This window comes from Deltaproteobacteria bacterium (assembly GCA_029210625.1).
In the GTDB taxonomy this organism is placed as follows: domain Bacteria; phylum Myxococcota; class Myxococcia; order SLRQ01; family SLRQ01; genus JARGFU01.
The window spans coordinates 249,520-262,592 of sequence record JARGFU010000006.1; the positions used below are offsets into that span (position 1 = coordinate 249,520).

Annotated in this window: 8 protein-coding genes; 2 read left to right on the forward strand and 6 right to left on the reverse strand. The window is 73.0% G+C overall.

All coding sequences use genetic code 11. The annotated features are described in order from the left end of the window. Positions 1–10: 10 nt before the first annotated feature. Positions 11–1,735 carry an AAA family ATPase gene (locus tag P1V51_07905; protein ID MDF1562953.1) on the forward strand — a complete coding sequence of 575 codons (1,725 nt, stop codon included), beginning with the start codon at positions 11–13 and terminating at the stop codon, positions 1,733–1,735. A gap of 36 nt (positions 1,736–1,771) precedes the next feature. Here P1V51_07905 and P1V51_07910 read toward each other — a convergent pair whose 3' ends face one another. From P1V51_07910 to P1V51_07935, 6 genes are all read right to left on the reverse strand, one after another. Further along, complete coding sequence (locus tag P1V51_07910; protein ID MDF1562954.1) at positions 1,772–2,242, reverse strand: GreA/GreB family elongation factor; 471 nt, start codon at positions 2,240–2,242, stop codon at positions 1,772–1,774. A 68-nt stretch (positions 2,243–2,310) separates the two neighbouring features. After that, positions 2,311–2,478: a hypothetical protein gene (locus P1V51_07915; protein ID MDF1562955.1), complete on the reverse strand. Its 168-nt coding sequence runs from the start codon at positions 2,476–2,478 to the stop codon at positions 2,311–2,313. Between the two features lie 212 nt (positions 2,479–2,690). Continuing rightward, positions 2,691–3,302, reverse strand: a complete 612-nt coding sequence (locus P1V51_07920) for a DUF4124 domain-containing protein (protein ID MDF1562956.1) — start codon at positions 3,300–3,302, stop codon at positions 2,691–2,693. Positions 3,303–3,374: 72 nt separating this feature from the next. Next, on the reverse strand, positions 3,375–4,415 hold the full coding sequence (locus P1V51_07925) for a Ca2+-dependent phosphoinositide-specific phospholipase C (protein ID MDF1562957.1): 1,041 nt from the start codon (positions 4,413–4,415) through the stop codon (positions 3,375–3,377). A gap of 3 nt (positions 4,416–4,418) precedes the next feature. After that, entirely contained in the window at positions 4,419–9,509 is a 5,091-nt protein-coding gene (locus P1V51_07930) for a chitobiase/beta-hexosaminidase C-terminal domain-containing protein (GenBank protein MDF1562958.1), read from the reverse strand. A 161-nt stretch (positions 9,510–9,670) separates the two neighbouring features. Beyond that, on the reverse strand, positions 9,671–10,171 hold the full coding sequence (locus P1V51_07935) for a macro domain-containing protein (protein ID MDF1562959.1): 501 nt from the start codon (positions 10,169–10,171) through the stop codon (positions 9,671–9,673). A 187-nt stretch (positions 10,172–10,358) separates the two neighbouring features. On the opposite strand from P1V51_07935, the gene P1V51_07940 reads away from it, so the two are divergent. After that, complete coding sequence (locus tag P1V51_07940) at positions 10,359–12,662, forward strand: ABC transporter substrate-binding protein (protein ID MDF1562960.1); 2,304 nt, start codon at positions 10,359–10,361, stop codon at positions 12,660–12,662. Positions 12,663–13,073 lie beyond the last annotated feature (411 nt).

The following is a 13,073-nucleotide window of genomic DNA, read 5'->3' on the forward strand; positions in this document are numbered from 1 at the left end:
CTCCCCCGCCATGAGCGATGCAAGCCTCGAACACCTCCCCGACTGGGCCCGCTCCCTCGGCCGCCACTACCTCGCCGGCGGGGTCTCGACCTTCGTCCTCCACGGCAACACCCGTGACCTGCAGCCGATCGGGAAGAGCGAGGGAGGGGTCGGACACGTCTCCCTGCGCGTGCTGCTCACCGATCACCTCTTCTCCGGCCGCGACCTCATCCTCCACTTCGATCGCTCGGCGGGGCTGCGCGCCGACACCAAGGGGCAGCAGCAGGCCCTCCTGCGATCGGTGGAGGCCTACGACGAGGTGCACGGCACGAACTACGGCGTGAGCCTGCCGCGCACCCCCGGCCGGGCCTTCCCCCTGATCGAGAGCCTCCTACGCCGGCGGGTGGCCGATCGGAAGCGGGTCACGGTGGTCCTCGACTTCGCCGAGACCCTCGCCCCGGCCCAGCCCGCGGCGGGGATGAGCGCCGACGACCGCTACGCCCTGGTCACCCTGCAGCGCTGGGCCCACGACGCGACCTTCCTCTCGGCGGATCTCTCCATCGTCCTGATCACCGAGCAGCTCGCCGATCTCTCGCCCGCCCTGGTGGGCAGCCCCTACGTGCAGTCGATCTCCGTCCCGCGCCCCGACGCGGAGGGGCGCCGCAGCTTCCTGAGGGATCGCCTCGCCGGCCGGGCGCTCTCCGAGCTCTCGGAGGTCTCGGAGGATCAGCTCGTGCAGGCGACGGCGGGCCTCTCCCGGATCCACCTCGGGCGGATCCTCGAGGGGGGCTCGCCGGAGGGGGGGCGCCTCGACCCGGCGACCCTGGAGAAGCGCAAGGCCGCCGTCCTCGCCGCCGAGGCCCACGGCCTGCTGGAGGTCGTCCAGCCCTCCCACGGCCTCGACGCGGTCGCTGGCCACGAGGGGGTGAAGCGGCGGCTGCGGGACGCGGCGGCGGCGCTCTCCCGCGGGCGTGGGGACGTGCTGCCCATGGGCTACCTGATCTGCGGTCCGGTGGGCACGGGCAAGACCTTCCTCGCCACCTGCTTCGCCGCCGAGGTGGGCGTGCCCTGCGTGAAGCTCAAGAACTTCCGCTCCCAGTGGGTGGGCGCCACCGAGGCCAACCTCGAGCGGATCCTGGCGCTGCTCAAGGCCATGTGGCCGGTGGTGGTCATCGTCGACGAGGCCGACGCCTTCCTGGGTGATCGGGATCAGGGCGGCGACTCGGGCGTGGGGCAGCGCGTCTTCGCGGCCATCGCCTCCTTCATGGGCAACACCGACTATCGCGGGAAGATCCTCTGGTTCCTGCTCACGGCGCGCCCCGACCTGTTGCCGGTGGACATCAAGCGGCAGGGGAGAGCCGAGGAGCACCTGCCCCTCTTCCCCCCCGAGTCCCCCGAGGAGATCGACGCCCTCTTCCGGGCGCTCCTGAAGAAGAACGCCGTGCCCACCGGCGTCGAGACCATCAGCGACCTCCTGCCCGAGGAGAGCCGGCTCTCCGGGGCCGAGCTCGAGGCGGTGATCGCCCGGGCGCACTTCCGGGCGGCCACCGACGAGCGGCAGAGCGTCACCCCCGAGGATCTCGAGGCGGTGCTGGCCGACTTCCGGCCGCCCTCCTACCCCGAGGCCATCGCCCTCCAGACCCTGGTGGCGGTGCGCGAGTCCACCAGCCGCGAGGTGCTGCCGGAGGGCCTGCGGGACCTCGATCCTGCCGAGGTGCACCAGCGCATCGCGCGGCTGCTGGCCCTCGTCGACTGAGGCGGCGGCGGGCGGCGGGCGGCGGGCGGCGGGCCCTCAGGCCACGCGCAGGATCACCAGCTCACGCACGCCCTTGGGGGCGCGCACCGTGGCCTCGTCCTCGGCGCCCTTGCCCACGAGCGCCCGGCCGAGGGGTGAGCTCGGGGTGATCACCTTCACCGTCTCTCCCTCCACCTCCACCTCCAGGCCGCCGGCGGCGGGGCCGACCAGGTAGACCTGGGTCTCGCCCTCCTCGTCCTCGACGACGACCAGCGCGCCGAGGCCGACCCTGCTCCTCGCTCCCGAGATCGAGAGGAAGGCGCTCTTCGCCTGCTCGAGCTCGTCCACCCGCGCGGCGAGGCCGCGGGCGAGGTAGGACTGCTCCAGGCCGCGGGTGTCCTTGTCGTTCTCGGGCCGGGCCTCCTCGTGGGTGGCCCCCTGCACCGCGTCCGCCTGCGCGCGGATCGCGGCCTCGAGGTCGGCCTCGATCCGGGCGCGCACGGCGCGCAGCACGGCTTCCTTCTCCATGGCGGCGAGCCTAACCCGCTTCGGCCCGCCCGCGTACGGCCGGGGCGCCCCCGGCGCGCGGCTCTGTTCTATCCTGCCGCCATGATGCGCTCGACGATCGCGGCCTCGCTCCTCCTGCTCCCCGCGCTCGCGGGGGCCGCACCCCTCACCATCGGCGGGCAGGTGATCGAGCCGGGCAGCGGCGGTGAGATCGTGCTGACCGCGAGTGAGTCCTTCTCGGCGGCCGAGGTCCCCATGCCGGTGGCCTACGTCCGGGGCGCCCGGCCCGGGCCGACCCTCTGCCTGGTCGCCGGGATCCACGGGGACGAGCTCAACGGGGTGGCCATCGTCCGGGAGGCGCTCGCGGCGCAGCGGCCGGAGGACCTGCGGGGCACGCTGATCGGGGTCCCCATCGTGAACCTCTTCGGCTTCTGGGGTCAGACCCGCTACTCGGAGAGCCCGGCGCACCCTAGGGCGCCATCTCCACGACCTCGTAGTCGGTGCCCGAGGGCGGCGGGCTCTCCGAGTAGCGGGTCCGGCCCTCCGCGTCCTTCCACCGGTAGACGGTGCCGCCGAGCGCCTTCTCCCCCGGGGGAGGCCGCAGCTCGTCGGCCCGCTGCGTCTGCTCGATCAGCTCCGACCAGTTCAGCCGGGAGGAGACGAGGTTGCCGGCCAGCATGAGCCCCAGGGCGAGGAGGAGGGCCAGCGCCATCCCGAGCAGCGAGTAGACGAGGTTGAGCAGCAGCGCCCTCGCGTAGCTCGAGAGCCCCAGCATCCGCCAGAAGACGAGGGCGGTGAGGGCGAAGCCGGCCAGGTTGATGCCGATCCCGGCCGGGCCACCCAGGCTCGCCAGCGCCTGCCGGTCGCCGCTCGCCAGGGAGGCGCCCATGACGAGGAAGAGCAGGCCGCCGACCACCACCAGCTGGACCACGGCGGCGACGAAGAGGGTCCACATGGCGCCGGTCAGGCCCGGCGACTCGACCCGGACGATCTTGCAGGCCAGGACGAGCAGCCCGGCGCCGATGGCGAGGGCGACGACGAGGACCGGGAGCGCGATCAGGAGCGAGAGGATGAGCGCCATGCCGGGCCCATTCTCGCACGAGCGCCGCCGGGAGATCCGCAGGGCCGGCCACGACCCGCGGGGCGCCCGGCCTCAGTCCCCGGGCAGGTGGTAGGGCTGCTCGATGTCGGCGGGGGTGCAATCCGCGGGCGCGGTGACCGGGTTGCAGCGGCCGACACCACCGCCGGGGAGCTCGACGACGTAGTCGACGCCTTCCACCGGCGCCGGGTGGTCGGTGCTGATGCAGTGGGCGCCGGAGGCGAGGGCGGCGTCCCGGCGGGTGGTGTCCCCGGCGGGCGCCTCGACCCCCGGGGTGTCGGCCCGGGTCCGGATGAGGAAGCCGGCCTCGGCGGCGGCCGGGATGGCGGCCGGATCGCCCAGCGGATCGTCCATCAGCACGAAGCCGCCGTAGGGGAACCCCGCGCCGCCGCTGGCGAAGAGCAGGCGGCCGTCGAGATCCTGCCCGCCGTGGGTGTAGGCCTCCCGGTGCTCGTCCCCGTCGAGGAGGACGAAGAGGACCTTCTGGCGCACCTCACCGAGGGTGGGCCAGCCCCGAGCGCCGATCGCCTCGGCGAGGCTCGCGGCCGATCCCTGCACGTCCGCCGGGGCGAGGATCCGGTCGCGAGGCCAGACCGAGAGGATCTCCTCCTCGAGCTGCTGGAAGTAGTCCTCGACGGTCGCGGCGTCGAAGAGATCCTTGGGCTCGAGCAGCACCACCAGCGTGACGTGGAGCGGGTTCACGTCGGACCAGGCCTTCAGCTCGGAGAGGCAGTCGGTGAAGCGCCGGCAGGTGGTCTCCTCGTCGAAGGTGTAGATGTGGAAGACCTCGAAGGGGTCGGCCGGATCGATCCGGTTCACGTCCAGCTCGAACTGCCGCACCCCGTACTGGGCGAGCTGGGTGGTCAGGGGGGCGTGGGAGTAGGCCAGCTCCGGGAGGGTCACCCCCTCGGGGGCCAGGTGGTAGCTGTTGTGGGTGCCCAGCAGCTGGACCTGGTCGAGGCGCAGCTCGCCGTCTCGCGGGAACTGGGGGACCTTCCCCCCGCAGGCCACCGCGAGGCCGGCGAGCAGCAGGAGGAGCCCGCGCCCGGGGTGCTCCGGTCGTCGGGTGGGGTGGGCTCCGGGGTGATGGGTCATCGCTCAGGGCTCGCGGCGCATGACGATGCGGTGGACCCCGGTGCTGGGGTTCTCCTCCTGCCAGACGCCGAGGTAGTGGGTGCCGTCGTGCATCAGCGCCGGGTGGAGCGCCCGGCGTCCGGTCTCCGAGGTGACGTAGACCGGCTCCCAGCCGGCGCCGTCGAAGCGGGTCGCCCGGGCCGTCTCGCTGGTGACGAGGAAGCGGGAGCCGGTGAAGACCACCGCCGCCGTGCTGCCCTCGGTGGCCATCACCACGTCCCCGCCGAAGCCGCTGCCCAGGGAGGTCTCGGACCAGCCGCCGGCGGCCTCGGCGTTGCCGAAGTACTCGAGGTCGCAGCGGTAGACGAGCACGTCACCCGCGCCGAGGCGGCGCCCGGCCAGGTCGCTGCAGATGAGGCGGAAACCCACGTGGAGGGTCTGCTGCGCCTGCCAGCCGCCCGCGGACCAGTCGCGGAGGTAGACCCCGCCGTCGCCGGAGGTGGACCCGGTCGTGAAGACGAGGCGGTAGCCCGAGGCGTCGCCCAGCGTGAGGACCTCCTGCACGTCGACGTCCTGCTCCTCGGCCAGCACCGGAGCGCTCCAGGACCAGGTCCCCCCGAGGGCGTCGTAGGTCGCCAGGGTGGAGAGGATGCTGTCGTAGGAGCCGCCGATCCGCTGGGTCCAGGCGACGAGGTAGCCGCTGCCGTCGGAGGACGCGGCCGGATGCACGTCCACGGAGGCGGTGGCCTGGCTGATCTTGGTCGAGGGCAGCCAGGCGCCGCCCTGGTAGATCGACGCCCAGACCGAGTCGATGTTCGCCCAGACCAGCAGGTAGCCGGTGTCGTTCCCGGCGAGGCGGGGCCGGGTGCTCCAGTTGCCGAAGCCCGGCTGGACGACCGCGCCGAGGCTGACGCCGTCGAAGCCCCGGGCGCCCACCTTGTAGGTGGAGTCGTTTCCGCCCTGCCAGGCGATCATGAAGCGCGTGCCGTCGGAGGTCACGTCGGGGGACGTGGCGTCCTGGGCCACGAGCATCGGCACCGACCAGGCGGCGCCGTCCCAGTAGGAGGCCATCACGGACGCGGCGCCGTGCGCCACCTGCTCCCAGACCGCCAGGAGGCGGCCCTGATCGTCGGCGGCCATCCGGGCCAGGCCGGCGGAGCCCGGGTGGGGCGCGGCGAGGCGCTCGCTCGTGGCCGAGAGGGTGCTCCCGTCGAAGTCCCGGAAGCGCACCTGGTGGACGGTGCCCACGAGCTGATCCCAGGCCACGCCGTAGAGGCCGGCCCCCGCGGCGGCCACCGGGTTGCGGGCCGTGGCCGCTTCACCCTCCAGCGGGGCCTCGGCGCTCCAGGTCGCGCCGTTCCAGACCGTGTAGCCCAGCTCGTGGCGCTTGTTGAGCGAGTCGCGGAAGTCGATGGCGAGGAAGTAGCCGCTGCCATCCGAGGCCGCCGCCCCGCCCTCGGCCGGGAGCCCCCGGTTGGCCACCAGGGTCTGGGCGCCCCAGGCGCTGCCGTCGTGCCTCCGGACGTAGGCGCCCTGCACCGGGTTCGCGTAGGCCCCGAAGGCGACGAGGTAGCCGGTGCCGTCGCTGGCCAGGTCGAGGAGCTTGGCGCCGGTGCCGGAGGTGTTCATCTGCAGCGGCGCGGGGTAGGTGGCGCCGTCTCCCAGCGCCGCCCACAGGTTGTTCCCCTCCTGCCAGGCCACCAGGTAGGTGGCGCCGTTGCTCTCTGCCAGCGCGCCGCCCGAGTAGGCCGTCGTGGTGTCGAGGCGCACCTCGCTCGCCCAGATCCCGGTGGCCGCCGGCCGGTGGGCGGCGAAGACCTCGCCGTCCGTGGTGCTCCAGGCGGCCAGGTAGCCGGCCGCGCCGCCGGTGATCGAGGGAAGGAGGGCGTCCACCACCGCGGTCTGCACCGTCACGGGCGTGGCCCAGGTGCTGCCGTCGTGGAGCGCGACCTTGATCTGGTAGAAGGTGTTCCGGGTCTCGTAGGCGAGGGCGTAGCCGACGCCATCGGTCGCCAGATCGAGCTTCGCCGTCGAGTAGCGCGAGTAGGCGGAGGCCTCGAGGGTGGTCTCGGGCAGCCAGGCCCCGGCGACCCACTCGCTGACCAGGACGTCGGCGTAGTCGTTCTTCCAGGCGACCATGAAGGTGCTGCCGTTGCTCGCGAGCGCGATCGGCGGGTCGTAGCCGCAGCGGGCCTCGGAGGTGAGGGTGGCGTCGGCGCTCCAGCTGTCCGTCGTCACGTCGTAGGTGGCGTAGCTCAGGTGGCACCCCACGCCGTCGTAGGCGAGCCAGACCAGCATCCCGTTGCCGGCGCTGTCGTAGGCGAGGCCGCCGGTGGTCGCGGTGGCCGAGCGGTCGTCTCCGAGCTGCACCTGGGGGTAGGTGGTCTCGAAGTCGATGAGGTGGGGCGCCGCCATCGGGTTGCCCACGAGATCCAGGATGCCGGTGGTGAGGGTGATGGCGAAGACGCTCGCGCCGGCCAGCGGCGCCGAGGGCGTGAAGGTCGCGGTGCGGCTCGGGGCGTCGTAGGCGACCGAGCCCACCACCGGGACCCCTCCGGCGTCGTGGAGGAGGAAGGTGCTGGGGGTGACGGTGGCCGGCTGCACGTCCTCGTCGAAGGTCACCGAGAGGATCGCGTTGACGAAGACCCGGGTGCCGCCGTCGTCGGGATCGGCGGCGATCACCACCGGCCCCACCTGGTCGACGCGGTAGACCTCGCTGCGCGGGGTCTCGGCGTTGCCCGCCAGGTCGGTGGAGAAGAAGCGAAGGGTGGCGTCGGCGGCGACCGCCACCGGGCCCGCGTAGAGGGTCGACGAGGTCGTCGGCGGCGTGCCGTCGAGGGTGTAGTAGGTCGCCGCGCAGCCCGTGCCCCCGCCGTCGTCGCAGGAGAGGCCGACGCTCTGGGCGCTGCCGTAGGTGCCGCCCCCCGGGCTGGCCGTCGTGACCGGCGCGGCGAGGTCGAGGAGGTAGTCCCGGGTGACCGTCGCCTCCGAGCGGCCGACGGCGTCCACCGAGAAGAACTTCAGGGTCGTGCTCGCGGAGAGCGGGATCGGCCCGAGGTAGATCGAGGAGGAGGTCGAGGGCTCGCCGCCGTCCACGGTGTAGTAGGTGGTGACGCAGCCGCTGCCGGCGCCGTCGCTGCAGGCGAGCTGCACGCTCAAGGTCGTGTTGTAGGTGCCCGAGCCCGGCGTGGCGGTGGTGGCCGGGGGGAGCAGGTCGATGAGGTAGGCGGCCGAGCGGGGATCCTCGAGGTTGCCCACGGCGTCCACCGAGCGGAAGCGCAGCTCGCCGGTCGCGCTCAGGGTGATCGGGGCGGTGGCGACCGGCGAGGCGGTCGTCGGCAGGCTGCCGTCGAGGGTGTAGTGGGTCGCGGCGCAGCCGCTGCCGGGGCCGTCGTCGCAGGCGAGGGTGATCGACTGGCTGCCGTCGTAGGCGCCCGGCGCGACGTCGGGCGTGGTCGTGGGGGCGAGGCGGTCGAGGGTGTAGAGCTCCTGCCGGGGCGCGTCGACGTTGCCGGCCCGATCGACGGCGGCGAAGCGCAGGGTGGTCGTCGCGCCGAGGGTCAGGGGCAGGACGTAGAGGGGCGAGGCGGTGGTCGGCGCGCTGCCGTCGAGGGTGTAGTGGATGGCCGAGCAGCCCGAGCCGGCGCCGTCGTCACAGGCGAGGGCCACGGTGGGGCCGTCCCGGAAGAAGCCGCCGGGAGGCGTCGCCCCGCTGGTGGGCGCCGCGGTGTCGATGACGTAGCTCTGGGTCTGGACGGGCTCGGTGTTGCCGGCGGCGTCCACCCCGAAGTAGCGCAGGGTGGTGTCGGCGGTGATGTCGAGGGGCGCCGAGTAGACCGGGGAGGCGAGGGTGGGGGTGCTGCCGTCGAGGGTGAGGTGGATCGCCTGGCAGCCGGAGCCGGCGCCGTCGTCGCAGGAGAGGGCGACCTGGACCGCCGCGGCGTGGATGCCGCCGGGGATGCTGGCGGTGGTCGCCGGGCCGTCGCGATCGACGAGGTAGTCGGCCGAGCCGGGCGCCTCCGCATGACCGGCGCGGTCGACGCTGAAGAAGCGGACGGTGGCGCTGGTGGCGAGCGGCACCGCGGTGGCGTAGATGGGCGAGCCGAGATCCGGCGCGCTGCCGTCGAGGGTGAAGTGGGTGGCGGCGCAGCCCGCGCCGGCGTCGGCGCAGGTGAAGGTGAGCCAGACGGTCCCCGCGTAGGTCCCGGCGGGCGGCTGGAGCCCGGTCACCGGCGGGTCGAGGTCGACGAGGTAGGTCTCGCTCCGCTCCGGCTCGCGGTTGCCGGCGGCGTCCAGGGAGAAGAAGCGCAGGGTGGCGCTGGCGTCCAGGGTGAGGGGGGCGGTGTAGAGGGGGGAGCCCTCGTCCGGTGCGCTGCCGTCGAGGGTGTAGTGGGTGGCGGTGCAGCCGGTGCCCGCTCCGTCGTCGCAGGTGAGGGTCACCGTCTGCGCGGTGGCGTAGGTGCCCGAGGGGGGGCTCGCGAGGGTCGAGGGCGCCCGGGTGTCGACGGTGTAGGCGAAGGTCTGGGGGGCGCTCTGGTTCCCGGCCCGGTCCACCGCCAGCGCGGTCACGAGGGTGTCCGCGTCCAGGAGGAGGGGCTCGAGGTGGAGGGGCGAGGCGAGGGTGGGGGCGCTGCCGTCGAGGGTGTAGTGGATCGCCTCGCAGCCGGTGCCGGCGCCGTCGTCGCAGCGCAGCAGGACCAGGAGGGAGGTCGCGTAGGTGCCGGGGGCGGGGAGGGCCGTGAGGGTGGGGGCCTCGGTGTCGAGGGGCGGAACCTCGTCGAAGGCATAGTGCTCGCTGCGGGGGTGCTCGGCGTTGCCGGCCGCGTCCACCGAGAAGAAGCGCAGGGTGGTGGTCTGCGTGAGCTGGAGGGGCCCGCCCCACGCCTCGGAGGCCTCGGTCGGCGCGCTGCCGTCCAGCGTGTACCAGGTGCCGGCGCAGGTCCCGCCCTCGTCGGTGCAGGCGAGGTCCACGCTGAAGGGGGCGTCGAAGGCGCCGCCGGCGGGGGTCGCCACCGTGACCGGCGGGACGAGGTCGGGCGTGTCGGTGGGCGCCGGCTCGGGGCAGCCGCTGAGGAGAGTGGCGAGCAGGGCGAACGCGATGAGCGAGCGGGTCACGAGAGGTCCTCCGGCACGGGATCGTCCCCACGCGAACGCGAGGGACAGGAGCGACACGCTAGCAGGCCCTCTGCAGACCGAGAACGCGCGGTGCGGGCGGCTGCCCTGCCTACGCTGGCTCCTCTTCGGGGCCCCGGGGTTTCGCCGAGGGCCTGGCGGAGCTAGCCGGGCTCGGAGCGGGGCGGCGCCGAGGCCTGGCGGATGAACTGCTCGAAGACGACCAGCTCGAGCGAGGTCTTCTGCCCCACGTCGGTGATCACGCGCTTCACGCGGATCCAGTCCATGCCACCCTTGCCGGCGCCGATCCGCGGAAGGAGCACGCGCTGCACCCCGTCCTCGGAGGCGCGGGTGACGAGCGCGCGCAGCGCCCGCTCGAAGATCGAGACCCTGGGCTTGGTGCTGCCGCGCTGCACGCCGAGCGCGTAGACGAAGAGATCTCCGTCGCGCCAGGTGAAGACGTCTCCGAGCTGCATCTTGCCGGTGGCGCAGTGGGCGGCGAACGCGTCACCGAGGGCAGGCCAGCGCTTCTGGAACGCGGACGCGATGCCGGTCGTCATCGCGCCGTCGCAGTCGGCGCCGAAGGCGATCCCGCGCGGCCCCTCCGGCGCGCCTTCGCCGGTGGCCTCATCGAAGATGTCCCCCTTGATGAACGAGCACGCCATGGGCGCGACCCTACGCGAAGGCACGCTGATCCGCGAGCGTGTCGACGGTTCGAGCTTCGCCGAGAGCCTGAAGGCGACCACGAACCGAGTGGGGCCCGCCCGCCAGGGCACCGCTCGATCCCGTCGGGTCTCGGGGTGCGGGAACCCTTCCTTCTCTTCGCTCGAAACTCCACCGATACTGGCGCGGATGGGCGGAAACGGTGCGGAGCGGAGGCTTGCCGCGATCCTCTTCACGGACATGAAGGGGTACTCCCGGCAGATGGACGAGGACGAGGCGGGGACCCTCGCCCGCCTCCAGCATCACAACGCCATCCTCCGCGAGTGTCTCGAGGGCGGCGGGGGCCGGGTGATCAAGACGGTGGGTGACGCCTTCATGGCCGAGTTCCGCAGCGCCGTCTCGGCGGTCGAGGCCGCCCTCGAGGTGCAGCGGCGGCTGGCGGCCCACAACGCCGGCGTGAGTGAGGCGGAGGCCATCCTCGTGCGCATCGGCGTCCACGTGGGGGACGTGGTCGAGCAGGAGGGCGACCTCTTCGGGGAGGCGGTCAACGTGGCCGCCCGGCTCGAGCCGCAGGCCCTCGTCGGGGGCGTCTGTGTCTCGGAGCCCGTCTTCCGCCAGGTTCGCCGGCGCGTCCACGCGGCGTCGGTCTCCCTCGGCAAGGTGGCGCTCAAGAATATCTCCGAACCGCTCGAGCTCCATTGCCTCTCGCCGGCCGACACCCTGCTGGATCCCCCGTCGCTCGAGCCGGTGCCGGGTCCACCCCGCCGACGCGTGCTGCTCCCCCTGGTGGGCGGGCTCGCCCTCTCCCTCCTCGCGCTCGGTTGGTGGCGCCTCCCCTCCGCGCAGGAGGCGGCACCCCCCACGAAGGAGGAGGCGGAGGCGGTGCTGCGCCTCGCGACCACCACGCCGCCCACCGGCTTCAACGTCAACTCGGTCAGCCACCGCCTCGACGTGGTCGCCGGCCTGGGGATGGTCACCGACCCGCTGGTGACCTCCGAGAGCAGCCCCCTGCGCGGCGTGATCGAGCGCATCGAGTCGAGCGAGGATGGGCTGGAGGCCTGGCTCCACCTGCGCCCGGGGCCGGTCTTCCATCCCCACCCCTGCCTCCCCGGCGGAGGGGCCCGGCCCGCGGTCCCGGCCGATCTCGCCTGGTCCCTGCAGTTCGCGGTGCGGGATCCGATGATGGCCCTCCCCATCGTGGGGGCGGAGGACTTCCTGGCCGGGCGCTCCGAGCGCCTCGAGGGGGTCGAGGTCTCCGAGGCCGGCGGCCCGGTGCACGTCCGCCTGAGCCGGCCCTTTCGCGCCCTCACCGAGGCCATCAGCCGGACCGTCCTGATCCCCACCGAGCTCGAGGGCTGCGACGATCCCCAGAAGCTCGAGCACCCCGTGGGCACCGGCCCCTACCGCTTCGTCCCGGGTCCGGAGGCGGGCCGCTTCTCCCTGGTGCGCTGGGAGCGCTACTGGCAACCGCTCCCCCCTCCCCGGAGCGGGCGGCGCCCGGAGCGGATCGAGGTCCTCCGGATCGCCGATCCGATCGAGGCGGTCGGCCGGGTCGCCCTCGGTGAGGTGGATCTCTTCTGGATCTCCTCGGGGGACGTCGCCGCTCTCCTGGCGGACCCGGCGGCCGACCTGCCCGCGCTGCGTCCCGAGCTGCAACAGCCCGGGCTGAGGGTCTTCCTCGACGGCCGCTCGGAGTTCTGGACCCTCGGGACGTTGATCCCCATGGCGGGGCGCACCGGTGGGCCGCTCGAGGACGCCCGGCTGCGGCGAGCCGTGGCCAACGCCATCGACCGGGAGGCCCTCGCCGCGAAGGTGCCCGGACTGGGACAGCCCACGGGTCGAATCCTCTCCTCCAACGAGGCGGGCTACCACACTGACATCCAGCCTCAGCGACGGGACCCGCAGCTGGTGGCGCGGCTCCTGGAGGAGGCCGGACACCCCGGCTGGGAGGGGCTGCCCGAGCTCCTCCTGGGCGATCGGGGTGGCCCGACCCGGGGTCTCTCGATCGTGCGCGACCAGCTGGCCGAGGTAGGTATCCGGGCCCGCGTCGTGGACGTGAGCCGCGTCGCCTGGGACGAACTCCACCGCCAGGGGCTCGTGGATCTGGTCTCGGGCGTGTGGTCGGAGCAGCTCCTGGAGGGCGAACCCCTCTGGGTCATGAACTCGCTGACCACGGGCGTGGGCGGCCAGACCTTCCTCTCGCCCCGCTTGAGGGAGATGGGCCAGCACCTACACACCCTGGCGGAGCGGGAGGAGCGCCTGCGCTACTACCCGGAGCTCGAGCAGGCCATCCTCGACGAGGCGCTCATCATTCCCATCGCGTGGCCCCATCGCTTCTCGGTAGGCCAGCGCCTCGTCGTCGGGCCCAGGGTCGCCGGCGTCGGCAACCCGGTCAGCCGGCGGGTCGAGCTCGGACGGCGGGTCTTCGGGATGTCCCTCCTGGGCCTGGGGGTCGCCGAGCCGGACGCGGAGGCCCCGCAGGCCAACCGCTAGCGCGACCCGACCACCCTTCCCCCGGCGGGCAAGCGATTCTCTCGCGTCAGGCCTTCGGCTTGGCCTGGCGCAGGAGCACCAGGAGCATTCTGACAGTCACCTCGCTGACCCACACCGGCGACTCACCCCGATCCGCAAACTCGACTTCCCACGCTGGAGGACCGAGAGCGCCCACTACTGGATAGGCGCCCACCCTCCAGACACAAGTTGGCGGATCAAAATAAAATTTCAATACACCATCATTCTCGCCCGCCACAGTGGCCACCACTTGGGCCTCTATCTGAACATCCCGTCACACCTCGAACAGCGGACATAGACACCCTGACGCAGGCCAGACAGAGAGGCACAGCAAAAGCCATCGGTGTTCGGTTAAGGAGAAAACGTAGCAATCCCGGAGGGATCGACGAGGGC

Excerpts from the sequence above, each read along its gene's own strand:
- P1V51_07920 (MDF1562956.1), bottom strand. The coding sequence starts at position 3,302 with ATGGCGCTCATCCTCTCGCTCCTGATCGCGCTCCCGGTCCTCGTCGTC.
- P1V51_07935 (MDF1562959.1), bottom strand. The coding sequence starts at position 10,171 with ATGGCGTGCTCGTTCATCAAGGGGGACATCTTCGATGAGGCCACCGGC.
- P1V51_07905 (MDF1562953.1), top strand. The coding sequence starts at position 11 with ATGAGCGATGCAAGCCTCGAACACCTCCCCGACTGGGCCCGCTCCCTC.
- P1V51_07915 (MDF1562955.1), bottom strand. The coding sequence starts at position 2,478 with ATGGGGACCTCGGCCGCCGAGAAGGACTCACTCGCGGTCAGCACGATC.
- P1V51_07910 (MDF1562954.1), bottom strand. The coding sequence starts at position 2,242 with ATGGAGAAGGAAGCCGTGCTGCGCGCCGTGCGCGCCCGGATCGAGGCC.
- P1V51_07940 (MDF1562960.1), top strand. The coding sequence starts at position 10,359 with ATGGGCGGAAACGGTGCGGAGCGGAGGCTTGCCGCGATCCTCTTCACG.
- P1V51_07925 (MDF1562957.1), bottom strand. The coding sequence starts at position 4,415 with ATGACCCATCACCCCGGAGCCCACCCCACCCGACGACCGGAGCACCCC.